Annotated in this window: 12 protein-coding genes; 7 read left to right on the forward strand and 5 right to left on the reverse strand. The window is 72.2% G+C overall.

Annotated features, from left to right (window positions below; all coding sequences use genetic code 11):
• Positions 1-368: 368 nt before the first annotated feature.
• Both ABTW72_RS19930 and ABTW72_RS19935 read right to left on the reverse strand, forming a co-directional pair.
• Positions 369-1,514, reverse strand: coding sequence for an RNA polymerase sigma factor (locus ABTW72_RS19930; RefSeq protein ID WP_350860996.1), 1,146 nt, complete (start codon positions 1,512-1,514; stop codon positions 369-371).
• Between the two features lie 8 nt (positions 1,515-1,522).
• Positions 1,523-1,930, reverse strand: coding sequence for a YciI family protein (locus ABTW72_RS19935; protein WP_350860749.1), 408 nt, complete (start codon positions 1,928-1,930; stop codon positions 1,523-1,525).
• A gap of 198 nt (positions 1,931-2,128) precedes the next feature.
• On the opposite strand from ABTW72_RS19935, the gene ABTW72_RS19940 reads away from it, so the two are divergent.
• The 7 genes from ABTW72_RS19940 to ABTW72_RS19970 all read left to right on the forward strand — a co-directional run bounded on the left by ABTW72_RS19940 (position 2,129) and on the right by ABTW72_RS19970 (position 11,530).
• The gene (locus ABTW72_RS19940; RefSeq protein ID WP_279616384.1) at positions 2,129-2,584 is read left to right on the forward strand and encodes a Fur family transcriptional regulator; all 456 of its coding nucleotides are present in this window, start codon (positions 2,129-2,131) and stop codon (positions 2,582-2,584) included.
• Positions 2,581-4,857 carry a catalase/peroxidase HPI gene (gene katG / locus ABTW72_RS19945; protein ID WP_350860751.1) on the forward strand — a complete coding sequence of 759 codons (2,277 nt, stop codon included), beginning with the start codon at positions 2,581-2,583 and terminating at the stop codon, positions 4,855-4,857. Before ABTW72_RS19940 ends, katG begins: the two co-directional genes overlap by 4 nt.
• A 244-nt stretch (positions 4,858-5,101) precedes the next feature.
• A complete protein-coding gene (locus tag ABTW72_RS19950; protein ID WP_350860753.1) occupies positions 5,102-6,394 on the forward strand; it encodes a glycosyltransferase family 4 protein in 1,293 nt (430 codons plus the stop codon).
• Positions 6,395-6,574: 180 nt separating this feature from the next.
• Positions 6,575-8,032 (forward strand): O-antigen ligase family protein, encoded by a 1,458-nt coding sequence (locus ABTW72_RS19955; protein ID WP_350860755.1) that lies wholly within the window; start codon positions 6,575-6,577, stop codon positions 8,030-8,032.
• Positions 8,033-8,056: 24 nt separating this feature from the next.
• Positions 8,057-9,070, forward strand: coding sequence for a Wzz/FepE/Etk N-terminal domain-containing protein (locus ABTW72_RS19960; protein ID WP_350860757.1), 1,014 nt, complete (start codon positions 8,057-8,059; stop codon positions 9,068-9,070).
• Between the two features lie 22 nt (positions 9,071-9,092).
• Entirely contained in the window at positions 9,093-10,682 is a 1,590-nt protein-coding gene (locus ABTW72_RS19965) for an oligosaccharide flippase family protein (protein ID WP_350860759.1), read from the forward strand.
• Complete coding sequence (locus ABTW72_RS19970; RefSeq protein WP_350860761.1) at positions 10,679-11,530, forward strand: sulfotransferase family protein; 852 nt, start codon at positions 10,679-10,681, stop codon at positions 11,528-11,530. Before ABTW72_RS19965 ends, ABTW72_RS19970 begins: the two co-directional genes overlap by 4 nt.
• Before the next feature lie 58 nt (positions 11,531-11,588).
• Here the strand turns inward: ABTW72_RS19970 and ABTW72_RS19975 are convergent, their stop codons facing one another.
• Genes ABTW72_RS19975 through ABTW72_RS19985 form a run of 3 tightly spaced genes read right to left on the reverse strand, consistent with a single transcriptional unit; the run spans position 11,589 to position 14,801 of the window.
• A complete protein-coding gene (locus tag ABTW72_RS19975) occupies positions 11,589-13,070 on the reverse strand; it encodes a hypothetical protein (protein ID WP_350860763.1) in 1,482 nt (493 codons plus the stop codon).
• Positions 13,067-13,846 (reverse strand): sulfotransferase family protein, encoded by a 780-nt coding sequence (locus ABTW72_RS19980; protein WP_350860765.1) that lies wholly within the window; start codon positions 13,844-13,846, stop codon positions 13,067-13,069. The genes ABTW72_RS19975 and ABTW72_RS19980 overlap by 4 nt, the downstream gene beginning before the upstream one ends.
• Positions 13,839-14,801: a sulfotransferase family protein gene (locus ABTW72_RS19985; protein ID WP_350860767.1), complete on the reverse strand. Its 963-nt coding sequence runs from the start codon at positions 14,799-14,801 to the stop codon at positions 13,839-13,841. The genes ABTW72_RS19980 and ABTW72_RS19985 overlap by 8 nt, the downstream gene beginning before the upstream one ends.
• Between the last annotated feature and the right edge of the window lie 159 nt (positions 14,802-14,960).

Below are 14,960 nucleotides of genomic sequence, written 5' to 3' on the forward strand. Positions count from 1 at the left end.
TGCCGGTGGTCGGGTGACGGCCACGGCGTCGTACCGCTCGGTGGTGGGCCGGTCGTCCTGCACGACGACCGGAGAAGTGGGTCGTGGTGGCTGGTGCTGACGACAATCGAGCGCCGTCGATGGCGACCGTATTAACCCAGCCGTCGACTTGTCAACAATTTCCGGAAACAGCGTGGCAACATCGCTGTCGTCCCCGGAGCGACATCCATCCAGGTCAGTAGTCGATCAGAGTTCGGGGCGGTCACTGCGGCGTCGCCACAGCCGAACATCGGTCGGGGTGAGGGCTCCCGGAAGTTCCGGAGACTTTCCGGACCAGGTGTCCCGGCCGTGGCCGGTGGCACGGGCGGACGCTCCCGGTGCCCGAGCGGTCAGCGACGCCGCAGGGCGTTGAGTCGGGCGGCCTGGCGGGTCAGATGGTCGCGTTCGGCGAGGTTGGGGGCCTGCTGGGCGGCATCGGCGTACAGCCGTGCCGCCCGTGCCGGATCGCCGTCGCGCTCGTGCAGGTACGCCGCCACCGCCGTGTACCGGGGCAGCGCGTCGTCCACCGCCGCGAGCGCCGTCAGGCCGGCCCTGGGGCCGTCGGCCTCACCGACTGCCACCGCGCGGTTGAGTCGGACGACCGGGTTCCCGGTCAGGCGCGCGAGTTCGTCGTACCACTCCACGATCTGCACCCAGTCGGTCTCGGCGGCGGTGGGCGCGTCCGCGTGCAGCGCCGCGATGGCGGCCTGGGCCTGGAACTCGCCCAGGTGGTCGCGGGCCAGGGCCGCCTGCAGGATCTCGACGCCCTCGGCGATGGACCGGGTGTCCCAGCGGCTGCGGTCCTGCTCGGCGAGCGGCACCAGGCTGCCGTCGGGCGCGGTCCGGGCGGCGCGCCTCGCGTGGTGCAACAGCATGAGGGCGAGCAGCCCCGCCACCTCGGGGTGGTCGATCGCGGCCGCGAGCTGCCGGGTGAGTCGGATGGCCTCGGCGGCGAGGTCCACGTCACCGGAGTAGCCCTCGTTGAAGACCAGGTAGAGCACGCGAAGCACGGTGGCGACGTCACCGGGTCGGTCGAAGCGCAGCCCGGAGACGGTGCGCTTGGCCCTGCTGATGCGCTGCGCCATGGTCGCCTCGGGCACCAGGTAGGCGTGGGCGATCTGGCGGGTGGTCAGCCCGCCGACGGCGCGCAGCGTGAGGGCGACCGCCGACGACGGCGTCAGCGACGGGTGGGCGCACAGGAAGTAGAGCTGGAGCGTGTCGTCCACCGTGGGAGCGGGCCCTGGCGACGGCTCCTCGTCGACGAGATCCTCCCGCCGACGGCGAGCGGCGTCGGCCCGGGCCGCGTCGAGGAACCGTCGCCACGCCACAGTGATCAGCCAGCCCAACGGGTCGCGCGGCGGGTCGGCCGGCCAGACCCGGACCGCCTCGACCAGGGCGTCCTGCACGGCGTCCTCGGCCGCCGCGAAGTCGATTCCGCGGCGGACGAGGATCCCGAGGACGCTCGGCGTGAGGCTGCGCAGCAGCGTCTCGTCCATCGGGGCCGTCACTCCGTGATGGTGGGGGGCTCGCTCAGGAACGGGCGCAGCTCCAGCCACTCGTGGATCGGCTTCCCGCCCGCCCCGGGAGCGGCCGACAGCTCCCCGGCCAGCTCGACGGCCCGGTCGTGACTGTCGACGTCGATCACCATCCAGCCGGCGATGAGATCCTTGGTCTCGGCGAAGGGGCCGTCGGTGACCGGCGGGCGGCCCTCGCCGTCGTACCGGACCCACACTCCCTCCGGGGCGAGCGCCTGACCGTCGACGAACTCGCCGGTGCCCTCCAGCCGGGCCGCGAAGTCGCGCATGTACTGCATGTGGGCCGAGATCTCCGCCGGGGTCCACTGGTCCATGGGCACGTCGTTCACCCCGGCCGGGGCGCCCCGGTAGTGCTTGAGCAGCAGGTACTTGGCCATCGTGATGCTCCTCGGTGCTGGCTGTGACCCATCGTGGCCACGTTCACTCCGGGGACGAAGCCGGTCGCCACTTCTCGACATGGCTGTCCGATTTTTTTCCTCCCGCAGGTTAACCTCGGGTGAATCGTCCGCCGTCGGGGCACCTCGGGCGGCACAAAACTTGATTCGTTCCAAAATAGTGAGCTAGTGTTCGTACCCGTGATGTCCGACTTCGAGGCGCAGCTGCGGGCCGTCTCGTTGCGCGTGACCCGGCCCCGGTTGGCGGTGCTCGCGGCGCTGCGCGACCACCCGCACGCCGGCACCGACGCGGTGATCGCGCTGGTCCGCGCGGATCACCCCACGGTCTCCCACCAGGCCGTGTACGACGTGCTGCGCGTGCTCACCGATGCCGGCCTGGTGCGGCGCATCCAACCGGCCGGGGCGACCGCCCGCTACGAGTCCCGGGTCGCGGACAACCACCACCATGTCGTGTGCCGCTCCTGCGGCGCCATCGCCGACGTCGACTGCGCCGTCGGTCACGCCCCCTGTCTCACCGCGTCGGGCGACCACGGTTTCGTGGTCGACGAGGCGGAGGTCGTCTACTGGGGCAGCTGCCCCGACTGCGCGACCGAACGCACGCCCCAGAGATCCGCAAGCTCGGAAGGAAGTACATGAGCGACACCCAGGACAACGGCCCCGTCAGTGCGCAGGGCGTGGACCAGAAGGCAGCTGCCGGCTGCCCGGTCGCGCACGACTCGGTGACCGCGCACGGCAGCGAGAGCGAGAACCCGGCGATCGACTCGCCGACCCCGAAGACCGGTGGTCGTCCGCGCACCAACCGGGACTGGTGGCCCAACCAGCTCGACCTGTCGGTGCTGCACGCCCACTCGTCCAAGGGCAACCCGCTGGGCGAGGACTTCAGCTACGCCAGGGAGTTCGCGAAGCTCGACGTCGAGGCCCTCAAGCGCGACATCGTCGAGGTGCTCACCACCTCGCAGGACTGGTGGCCGGCCGACTTCGGCCACTACGGCGGCCTGATGATCCGGATGAGCTGGCACGCCGCCGGCACGTACCGCATCGAGGACGGCCGCGGCGGCGCCGGCGACGGTGGGCAGCGGTTCGCCCCGCTCAACAGCTGGCCGGACAACGCCAACCTGGACAAGGCCCGCCGGCTGCTCTGGCCGGTCAAGCAGAAGTACGGCCAGAAGATCTCCTGGGCCGACCTGCTCGTGCTCGCCGGCAACGTCGCCCTGGAGTCGATGGGCTTCAAGACCTTCGGCTTCGGCTTCGGCCGCGAGGACGTCTGGGAGCCCGAGGAGATCTTCTGGGGTCCGGAGGACACCTGGCTGGGCGACGAGCGCTACGCCTCCGAGAAGGAGATGGCGGCCGGCGTCGGCTCGACCGAGATGGGTCTCATCTACGTCAACCCGGAGGGCCCGCGCGGTAACGCGGACCCGGCCGCGGCGGCGCACTTCATCCGCGAGACCTTCGGCCGGATGGCGATGAACGACGAGGAGACCGTCGCCCTCATCGCCGGTGGTCACACCTTCGGTAAGACCCACGGTGCCGGCGTCGCCGACAACCACGTGGGTCCGGAGCCCGAGGGCGCGCCGCTGGAGGCGCAGGGCCTCGGTTGGCTGAGCACCCACGGCAGCGGCAAGGGCGCGGACACGATCACCAGTGGTCTCGAGGTGACGTGGACCGACGTGCCGACGCAGTGGAGCAACCGCTTCTTCGAGATCCTCTTCGGCTACGAGTGGGAGCTCACCACCAGCCCCGGCGGCGCGAAGCAGTGGGTCGCCAAGGACGCCGAGGCGATCATCCCGGATCCCTTCGACCCGGCGAAGAAGCACCGTCCGACGATGCTCACGACCGACCTGTCGCTGCGCGTCGACCCGGCGTACGAGAAGATCTCCCGCCGCTTCCTGGAGAACCCCGACCAGTTCGCGCTGGCCTTCGCCAAGGCGTGGTACAAGCTGCTGCACCGCGACATGGGCCCGATCGAGCGCTTCCTCGGGCCGTGGGTGGCCGAGCCGCAGCTCTGGCAGGACCCGGTGCCGGCCGTCGACCACGAGCTGGTGGGCGACGCCGACATCGCCGCCCTCAAGGCGAAGGTTCTGGAGTCCGGTCTCACGATCGACCAGCTGGTCTCCACCGCCTGGGCCTCGGCTGCGAGCTTCCGGCACACCGACAAGCGCGGTGGCGCCAACGGGGCCCGCATTCGCCTCGAGCCGCAGCGCAGCTGGGAGGTCAACCAGCCCGAGCAGCTGGCGACCGTCCTGGCCGCCCTGGAGGGCATCCAGCAGGAGTTCAACTCCGCTGGTGGGGCGAAGATCTCGCTCGCCGACCTGATCGTGCTGGCCGGTTCGGCCGCCGTCGAGAAGGCGGCGCGGGACGCGGGCGTCGAGGTGACAGTGCCGTTCCGGCCGGGCCGCACCGACGCGACCCAGGAGCAGACCGACACCGCGTCGTTCCGGGTCATGGAGCCGCGCGCCGACGGTTTCCGCAACTACCTGCGTCCCGGCGAGAAGACCCAGCCGGAGGTGCTGCTCGTCGACCGTGCCTACATGCTCAACCTGACCGCGCCCGAGATGACCGTCCTCATCGGCGGTCTGCGCTCCCTCGGCGCCAACGTCGGCGGTAGCCAGCACGGTGTGCTCACCGACCGGCCGGGCGTGCTCACCAACGACTTCTTCGCCAACCTGCTCTCCCCGGGCACCCGGTGGAGCGCGTCGAAGTCCGACGAGCACGTGTACGAGATCCGCGACCTGGCCACCGATGAGGTGAAGTGGACCGCCACCGCGGTCGACCTCATCTTCGGGTCCAACTCGCAGCTGCGCGCCCTCGCCGAGGTCTACGCCAGCCAGGACGCCCGGGACAAGTTCGTGGCGGACTTCGTGGCCGCCTGGACCAAGGTCATGGAACTCGACCGGTTCGATCTCGCCTGACAGGTACCACCGACGAGCCCCGGACGATCCGCCAGGATCGTCCGGGGCTCGTCGCCCTTTGCGTGCCGTTCGACGCGGCACCAGCGCCGTCCACCTCGATGTCACCCCCGGCGCCATTCCCTTCTCGACGAATCCCATGGATGATTTTCCTGTCTCATTGATCAGCTGGCGGACGGGCCCATCCATGGCAAGGTGTTGACCCTGCCCGGTGGCGGGCGCGGACCTAGTCACGCAGGGAGTCAACGTGGCCCATCCCGACCTGCAGGCCGAGGACGTGGACCAGTACGCCGGAAGCCCTGCGATACCCCGGCAGCGGGTGGTCCCCCACCAGCGGTCCCGAGCGGGCGTCGCCGGCAGCGCCGTCGCCTGGCGTCCGCTGCGGATCGCGATGATCGGCCAGAAGGGGATGCCGGCGACCTACGGCGGGATCGAACGGCACGTGGAGGAGATGGCCAGCCGGCTCGCCAGCTACGGCCACGAGGTCACCGTCTACTGCCGCCGCAGCTACGGCGAGACACCCGCCGACGGCTACCGGGGCGTACGGCTGCGCCAGACCCACACGATCGCGAGCAAGCACCTCGACGCCATCGTGCACGCGGCGACCTCGACCATGGCGGCGATGGCTGCGCGGCCCGACATCGTGCACTACCACGGGCTCGGGCCGGCCCTGGTCGCCCCACTTCCGCGGGCCCTGTCCCGGGCGCGCGTGGTGCTGACCGTGCACGGGCTGGACAACCAGCGGGCCAAGTGGGGGCTCGCCGCGCGGGCGGTGCTGGGCAGCGCCCACTGGTTCAGCGGGTACGTCCCGCATCAGCGGGTGGCGGTCTCCCAGGGGCTCGCCGCCCACTACTCCGCCCGGTTCGGCCGGCCGACGACCTACATCCCGAACGGCGTGAACCCGGCCCGGCCGACGCGGAGCCGCCAGATCCAGGAGCGGTTCGGGCTGACTCCCGGCGGCTACCTGCTGCTGGTCGGTCGACTGGTGCCGGAGAAGGCGGCCGACCTGCTGATCCGGGCCTTCCGCCGGACCGAGACCCCGATGCGCCTGGCGATCGTCGGCGGATCGTCGTTCACCGACGACTTCGTGGACCGGCTGCGCCGGGACGCCGGGGCGGACGACCGGATCGTCTTCACCGGGTTCGCCTACGGCGACCTGCTCGCCGAGCTGTACGCCGGTGCCGCCGGCTTCGTTCAACCGTCCCGGTTGGAGGGACTGCCGTTGACGTTGCTGGAGGCGGCCGCGTACGGCCTACCGGTGGTCGCCAGCGACATCGCGCCGCACGTCGAGGTGCTCAAGTCCGACACGGCCGGCGGGCGGTTGTTCCGCGACGGCGACGAGGACGACCTGGTCCGGGTCTTGACGTCGCTGCTCGCCGACCTGCCGGCTGAACGAGCCGGTGCCGTGGCGCTGGGCGAGCGGATCACCAACAGGTACAGCTGGGACACCGCCGCCCGGGAGTTGGAGCAGCTCTATCTCCGGCTGGCTCCGGAACCGGGCCGCCGGGCCAGGGCCCGACCCACGGGGGCCGCCGACTGACCGGGCGGCATCAGCCGGGGGAGTGTCGGATCAGCCCCCCGGGGGACGGAGCAGTCGGTGCAACGGCCCCTTCTGCCGTCGAGGTGACAGGACTAGATTGAACCGATCTTGTGCCGGGAGGACATCGGTTGGCCGCGCCCGGCAGCGGCCGGGCAGCGCCGATTCAGTTCAGTGGGATCAGTGGAACAACACACGCAGCAGGTCACTCCGCTCATGACGAGGCGGCTCGACCCGACCCGCCTGCTCACCGGCGGAGCGGCGCTGGCCGCCGCGGTCGTGGCGGTGGTCGCGGGCGTCTCCATGGCGGCCGGTGACCGCAGGGGCATGGTGCTGCCGCTCGCGGCGGTCGCGGGGATCGCGGTGGCCGTCCTCGCGCTGACCCGGTTCGCCGGGTACGTGCTGCTGATGCTCGCGGTGCGCTCCTGCGTCGACCTGTTCAAGCTGACCGGCCCGAGCGCCGGCCAGGCCGACTCCGCCGGAACGGCCCGGGCGGTGGACCCCTCGACCCTGCTCGCGGTGCTGTTCCTCCTCGCCGCCGGGCTCTGGTTGGCCGCACAGCTCAGCCGGCACGGGCGGCTGCGCGGCTCCCCGCTCAGCTGGGCCATGCTGCTCGTCGGCGCCAGCAGCGTGGTCAGCGCCCTCGGTGCCAGCCGGCCGGCGAACAGCCTGTTGGAGGCGCTGCGGATCCTCACCGTGGTGGTGATGTTCGTGGTGCTGGAACAGCTCATGCCAGACACCGCGGCGATCCGCCGGGTCCTGCTCGCCTGCTACGCCTCGCTGGTGCTGGCGTTGGGCTACACCGTCGTGCTGTCGCTGCTCGGCAACCCGCCAGCCGAGGTGAAGGGCGACTTCACCCGGATCAGCGGCACGTTCAGCCAGTCGACCACGTTCGGCCGCTACCTGATGTTCATGGTGATCTTCGGGTTCGCCGTGTACCGCTTCCTGGATCGTCGCCTGCGGGCGTCCCTCGGGGTGCTGCTCGCGCTCTCGCTGCTGTTCCTGCTGCTCACCAACACCCGCAGCGCCCTGCTCGGCGCGGCGATCGGCCTGGTGGTGGTCGCGGCGCTGCACCGCAGCAAGCGGATGCTGGTCACCCTGTGCGTGGTGGCGGTCGCCGGGGTGGCCCTGGTGCCCGCCGTCGGCGAACGCTTCGCCCAGCTCGGTACGTCGCGCGCGGTCGGCGGAGACCCGACCGGAAACACCCTGGCCTGGCGGATCGGCTACTGGACCGAGATCGTGACGCTCGCCGACCGGAACCCGGTGACCGGCATCGGGCCGAACATGACCCAACGTGAGACCGACGAGGCGAAGAAGCCGCACAACGACTTCCTGCGGGCGTACGTGGAGACCGGGCTGCTCGGTCTCGGGGCGTACCTGCTGATGCTGTTCGCCTTTCTGCACACCGCCCGGACCGCGCTGCGGCGCGCGCCTCCGGGCAGCTTCGAGCGCGGCGTCGCCGTCGGGTTCACCGGCTGCGCCGCCGCGTTCGTGGCGGTCAGCGCCGCCTCCAACGTCATTTCCAACGTGGTCACCCTCTGGTACTTCGTCGCGTTCGCCGCGGCGGCCAGCGTGATCGCCCGCCAACCGGCTCCGAACCTGGCCGGCGAGCAGCCACGAGGCACGTCCGTCCCGGTTTGACTGAACGACAGCATTGGGGAAAAAGTGGAGATCGTCGACTACCTGCGGGTCGCCCGGCGGCGCCTCTGGGTACTCGTGGGCGTGCCGGTGCTCGCCACCGGCGCCGCGGCCGCCATCGTCCTGCTCGCGCCACAGCAGTTCAGCGGGACCGCGTACGTGGCGGCGCCGGCGCTGGTGGGCGGCGCGGCCGGGACGCAGTACACCGGTACGCAGGCGGCGAACCAGTTCGTCGCGGCGTTCGGCGCGGCGGTCACCTCGCCCCGCGTCCTCGCCGACGTGGCCGCTGACACCGGGGTGCCGCCGGAGCGCTTGCGCGACGGGCTCGCCATCACCCAGGTCGGCGCGAGCAGCCAGTTGGAGGTCACGTACACCGCCGGCGACCGGGCGACTGTCGCGCCGGTGCTGACCGCGACCACCACCCGGGCGCTGGCCTTCCTCTTCTCCTCCCAGGTCGGCATCGCCACCGGTGAGGTCGAGGCGGCCAACGCCGACGTCACGGCGGCGACCAAGGCGATCGGCGAGTGGGAGAAGACGAACAAGGTCTCCCAGCCGGACCGGATCTACCAGGCCACGCTGGGCGAGCTGACCAGCCTGCGCCAGCAACAGCTCTCCATGCAGGCGGTCGGCAACGGCCGAGGTGTCGACGCGGCGACCGCCGCGATCACCGCCGCCCAGAAGAAGCTCGACGAGCTGGGGCCGAAACTCCCCGACTACCAGGCCCTGCTCGCCCAGCGGGACGCGGCGACCAACGCCCTGTCCCAGGCGCGGGAAGGGTTGCAGGCGGCGCGGGCGCAGGCCCAGGCCGCTGATCCGTTGCAGGTGACCAGCATCGGCGAGGCGCACGAGGTGAGCCGGATGACGGAGCTGGTGCGCACCGCCCTGCCGGTGGGTGGCGCGGGTCTGCTGCTCGGGGTGCTGCTGGTGGGCGTACTCGAACTGCTCTCCCGAGGTCGTGCCGCCGCCCGGCCGACGGCCCCGGCGGCGACCACCGCGGCCCCCTCGGCGCCGGCGGAGGCCGTGACCGCGGCACGACCGTGACCGTCGGGAAACGGGCCGCCGGGTGCGCGAGGTGACCGGCCGGTCGCCGGCCGCGCCGGAGGCGGGCGACCAGCAGGTACGCGGCATGGCCCGCGGAGGTGTGCTGAACCTGGGCAGCGCCGTGCTCAGCCAGGTGGCCCTCTTCCTGGTCATGCTGTTGCTGGCCCGGGTCCTGGGTGTACGCGAACTCGGCCGGTACGCCCAGGTCTACGCCGTGCTGTCGCTGCTCGGGTTGCTCTCGCTCTCCGGTTTCCGGGCCGGGCTGACCCGGTTCGTGGCGGTGCACCTCGCCGACGACGAGCCGGCCGCCCTCAGGGGCGCGATCCGCCTCGGGGTCGGCATCTCGGCCGTGGCGTCCACAGTGATCGCTCTCGGTCTGGCGGGCGGCGCGCCGTGGCTCGCCGACGCCCTGCACGACCCGCAGCTCACCACCGGGCTGCGGTTGGCGGCGCTCTGCCTGCCCGCCGCGACCGTCTGCGAGGCCGCGCTCGCGGCCACCCGGGGGTGGCGCACGCAACGGGCCTACGCGCTCATCGGCCAGGTCTACGAGCCGGCCGCCCGGCTGGTGCTCACCGCGCTGGTGCTCGTCCTCGGGGCGGGCCTGACCGGCGCGTTCTGGGCGCTGGTCGCGGCGAGCTGGAGCGCGGCCGGGCTCGCCCTCGTGGCGCTCGCCCGGATGGTGCGCCGGGTGCCCGCCGCCCGGCCCGCGTACCGGCCGGGCGAGCTGTTCCGGTTCTCCACCGTCAGCTGGGTCTCCTCGCTGTCGTCCACCGGGCTGATCTGGGTGGACGCGTTGCTGCTCGGCTTCTTCGACTACGGTCCGGACGCGATCGGCGTCTACCACGTGGCGACGAGGCTGGTCACGATCGCGGTGTTCGTGCTGGCGCCGGTGAACGCCTCGTTCGGTCCGCACCTGGCGCACCTCTACCACCAGGGTCGACTGGACGAGGTCCGCCGCATCTACCGGGTCGCCACCGGTTGGGTGCTCCGGCTGTCGTTGCCGGCCTTCGTGGCGTTGCTGGTCTTCCCGGAGCAGTTGCTGCGGCTGGTCGGGGGGCCGGGTCTGGCCGGCGGTGCGGCGGTGACGGTGGTGCTGGCGCTCGGCCAACTCGTCAACGCCGCCACCGGGCCCTGCGGGACGCTGCTGAACATGTCCGGCCGGGTCTCGGTCAACATGGTGGACAACCTCGCGGCCCTGCTGCTCAACGTCCTGCTCAACCTCTGGCTCATCCCGGCGTACGGCATTCTCGGCGCGGCGGTTGCCTGGGCGGTGTCGTTGGCGGCGGTGAACGTCGCCCGGGTCTGGCAGGTGCGCACGCAGGTGCACACCGTGCCGGTGACGGCGGGCATGGTCAAGGGCCTGGTCGCCGCGCTGGTCGCGATGGGCGTCGGGTTGGGTGTGCGGTGGTTGGTCGGTGGCGGGACGGGGCAGCTGGTGGTCGGTCTGGCCGCGATCGTGGTGGCGTACCTCGCCGTGGTGCTCGCCCTCGGGCTCAGTCGGGAGGACGTCATGGTGTTGCGCTCGGTGACCCGCCGAGGTGGTCGACGCGCCCCGGCCGACCCCGCCGACGGTGCCGGTGTGCGAGCCGGCCGCCCAGTGGTCCGCTCGTGACCGGCGTCGCGCGGCGTCAGGTCACCGACCGGCTGCGTCGGGGGGTACGCGCGGCGCGGGCCTGGGGGCGTGCGGCCCGGCCGGGAGAGCCCGGTCCGCTGCCCGACTTCCTGGTGATCGGTGGGCAGCGCTGCGGAACCACGTCGCTGTACCACCATCTCGCCGCGCATCCCCAGGTCCGGGTGGCCAGCGGCAAGGAGTTGCAGTACTTCAGCGTCCACCACGGTCGGGGGGTGCGGTGGTACCGGGGGCACTTCCCGCGCCTCGCTCCGGGTGAACGCACGTTCGAGGCGAGCCCCTACTACCTGTTCCACCCGAGCGTGCCGGCCCGGGTCGCGGCGACCCTGCCGCAGGCCCGCTTCGTCGTCCTGCTGCGCGATCCGGTGCAGCGGGCCTACTCGCACTACCTGCACACCCGCTCGTACGGCTTGGAGCCGCTGTCCTTCGCCGACGCGCTCGACGCGGAGGAGGAGCGGCTGGCCCGGGCGACGCGCGGTGGCCCGGACAGCGCCGCAGCGCACCGGGTGTTGCGTCATTACTCGTACGCGGCCCGGGGTCGCTATGCCGAGCAGTTGGACCGGTGGTTCGCGCAGGTCCCGCGGGAGCGGATCCACGTCGCCCGGACCGAAGACCTGCACACCGACCCGGCCGGCACGTACGGCGACATGCTGCGCTTCCTCGGCCTGCCGGCCTTCACCCCCGAAACGTTCACCCGGCACACCCGTCGCGTCGACCACGGCGTCTCGCAGCTGACCCCGGCTCTGCGCGAGCGTCTCGACGCGTACTTCGCGCCGCACAACGCCCGCCTGACCGCCCTGCTCGACTGGCCCGAACCCTGGCCCGGCTAGGGCACGGCGGTCACTCGGCACATCGACATGCGGGCCAGCGAGCGCACGCTGGAGGTCGCTAACGGACGGTGGCGAGGATCCGGTCCACCGGCTGGTCGGCGCGGAGCAGGACGGGGACGTCGGTCACCGTGGTGCCGCCACCGGCAGCGCCGAGCGGGGAACCCACCGCCCCGGCCCGTCCGCCCGGTGTCGCCGGCACGGTCACCGGCGCGTTCGACGCCGACCAGAGCACCAGCGTGCTCGACCCGCCCCGGACGAACGCGACCCCGTGCAGTCTGCCGGCCACCGGGGCGGGCAGCGGGGTGACGGTGGCGTCCCGGGCCGCGTCGGCCAGGGCCGCCAGCATCCGCCCGGCGTCCCGTTCGGCGCCGTCCGGGTCGAGCAGGCCGTAGCGGACCTCGCTGCCGGCGGCGTTGTTCGGGTTGTACGCCAACGGCAGCCAACTGATCTCGCCGATCCCGCCGGCGACCAGCAGGGTGACCGTCTTGACCATCTCCGCCGCCCGGCTGGTCGGGTCACCGTCGCCGTCGCGCCAGAACTGCCCGACCTCCCACGCCTGGATCGGCGTACCCGGCGGTGTGGTGGCGCGCAGGTAGTCCAGCAGCGGGGCCACCCCGCTGAAGTGCTCGTAGAAGTGCACCTGACGGACGTCGACGGTGCGGTCGGTCAGCAGCGACTCGGTCACCGCCAGGAAGCGCAGGCTGCGGCTGTTGGTCTCGGTGCCGAGCGCCCGGCGCAGCTGCGCCTCCCCGGTCACCGCCGGGATCTGCTGCCCCCGGGTGCCGACCCGACGTTGAAAGTACGCCTGGTAGGCGGCGATGGCCTCGGGCACCCGACCGGCGCGCACCAGCCGGTCGGCCACCCCCATGCCGTACGCGACGCTGCTGATGCCGGAATCGACAACCCGCGCCTTCGGGTCGGTCGCGTGGATCGTCTCGGCGGCGGCCCGGACCAGTCGCGCGTACTCCTCGGGGCTGCCGGCCCAGTAGCTCGGCGCGTTGACCTCGTTCTCGATGGCGTACTCCCGCACCCCGTACGGGCCGTAGCGTTGCACCACCGAGCGGACGAACCGCTGGTACGCGCCGAGGTCGGTGGGCATCGCCGACTCGGTCTTGTTCGCCGCGCCCCGGGTGTAGCGGGCGGTGCCACCGGTCGCCCAGCACACGCCGGTGCGGATCTTCAGGTGCAGTGTGATGCCCAGCTCCCGGCTGCGCGAGGCGATCTCGTCCAGCCCGGCCCAGTCGGCCTGCCCCGAGCTCCGTTCGATCTCGCACCAGGAGATCTCCTCGTACGTCGCCGAACCGGCGAGCCGGCGCAGGTACGGCTCGAACTGCTGGTACCGCGACCAGTCCCAGTGCGCGCCGAACGGGTTGCTCACCTGGTTAGCCGTGCGCTCCGGAGTGCCGGCTCCGGGCGCCGCCGTCGCGGAGGGGGTGGCGGCCGGCGGCGGATCGTCGCCGCCGGCGGTGCAGCCGGTGGTGAGCAGGAGCGTGGCGGCGACGGCGGTGGCGACCGCGCGCAGCCGGCCCGGGCGGGTCACCGGTAGCCCAGCGCGCGCAGGGTGCGACCGGAGAAGACCCGGACCAGCAGGCGGAGGAACGGGTCGAGTTCGCGGCGGTAGCTGCCGACCCGGGAGCCGTAGATCGGCGCGGTGTCGCCCACCGCCGCGCGTCGTCGCTCCGCCTCGGTGGTGTACTTCTGGGCCACGTCGTGCTGCTTGCTGTCGTAGTCGAGGATGCCGTCCTCCCACGGCTCGCCGAGGAACTCGAAGAGGCCCCGCATCGCCTTCTCCGGCTCGCTGACCGCCTGCTCGTACCGCAGCTCGTAGTAGCGGTCCGCCGGCAGGGTGGCGCCGACCGCCCGCGCGGCGCGGATGTAGCGCGGCCACTTCACCACGCACTTCACCGCGGACCAGTAGCCGAACCGTTTGCGGTGCGAGACCACCACGTCGCGTCCGTCCCGGATGAGGTGCACGATCTGGGCGTCCGGGAAGACCTCGGTGACGAAGTCGAGCGACATCGCGTACAGCGGGGTCTTGTCGGCCCACCGGGTCTTGCCCCGCGCGGCGGCGTAGTCGGCGTGCACGCCGCCGAAGAAGTCCCGGATCCGGCGCAGCCAGTCCTCGCGCGGAAAACCGAAGCGGGCCAGCCGTTCCCAGTCCCGGCCGACGATCCGTCGCAGGTCCGGCAGGAACCGGGTCTCCGGGCCGCAGCTGATCCGCGAGTGCGAGTCCAGGACGAGGCGCACCATCGTGGTGCCCGACCGCTGGCAGCCGACCAGGAAGATCGGCGCGGTACGGGTTCCGGTCTCAGCCACTGTCGACCGCCTTCGTCGTGTCGGATCGGGCGTCGGCCGCCGCGCGGTCGAGCCGGTCGGTCAGCTCGTCGCAGCGGGCCCGGACACGCGGGTCGATCGGTAGCCGTCGGTCGCTCGCCGCGCCGTGCGACGTGCGCGGGGCGATGTGCGCGTGCAGCCGGGGATGGTAGGGGAAGTCGAGGAAGGCGCAGAGCCGTCGGAGCTGCGCGGCGGGCTCGGCGACCAGGCTCTCGTAGCGGCAGAGCAGCACGTCGGCCCGCCGGTCCAGGCCGAGCTGGAAGAACAGCGCGTTGCGGACGTACCAGAACAGCGCCGCGCCGCTGTGCGGATCCAACCCCTGCGGGTCGTGGGCCCGGATCAGCTCGATGGTGTCGGCGTCGAGGCGTTGCCCCTCCCACCGGCGGCCGATGCTGCCGTCGGCGATCGCGCGCAGGGCCCGCAGGTTCGCGTCACCGAACTTGGCGACCTCGGAGCGGGCCCGGTCGTCGACGTCGCGGTAGACCCAGAGCGCGCGCCCCGGCGTCACCCCCGGCAGGGCCAGCAACTCGTCCACGCGGTGGCTCTCGCAGAGCGGTTTGACCAGCACGTACGCGTGCCGGCTGCGGTGGAGGGTGGCGGTCAGCACCGGGTCCGGGCGGAGGTGGAAGCGGTGGAAGACGGTGCTGTCGTTCTCGTTGCGGACCTCGACCTCTCCGGCGGCGTCCAGGCCCCGGACCAGCATGTTCGTGCCGGAGCGTTGCAGACCGACCAGGTAGACCGGCATCGCCGAGCCGGGCGTCCGGCCGGCCCGCCGTCGCCAGCGTCGCTTCGCCAGGGCGGTGCCGACCCGGTCGACCGGGTTGAGGCGGTCCTCCTCGATGAGCCGTCCGATCCCCTCGGTACGCGCCCAGCGCAGATGCCGTCGGACCCGCCGCGCGGTGTACGCGAGCGCGGAGACCTCGTCGTCGGCTGCCACGGTCCTCCTCGTCGGACACCGGCCCGGCCCTCCATCTGAGCGGGTGCGACCGGCGGCAGCCAGGCTATCGGGAGATCATGGCGGGAGGCCAGGCCGCGGACCGCACGGGCAGACGAAGATCACCCGTTCAGCCACATGCCAAACGTGAGCTGGACTCGC

This window comes from Micromonospora sp. NPDC127501 (assembly GCF_040302185.1).
Classification (GTDB): Bacteria; Actinomycetota; Actinomycetes; order Mycobacteriales; family Micromonosporaceae; genus Micromonospora.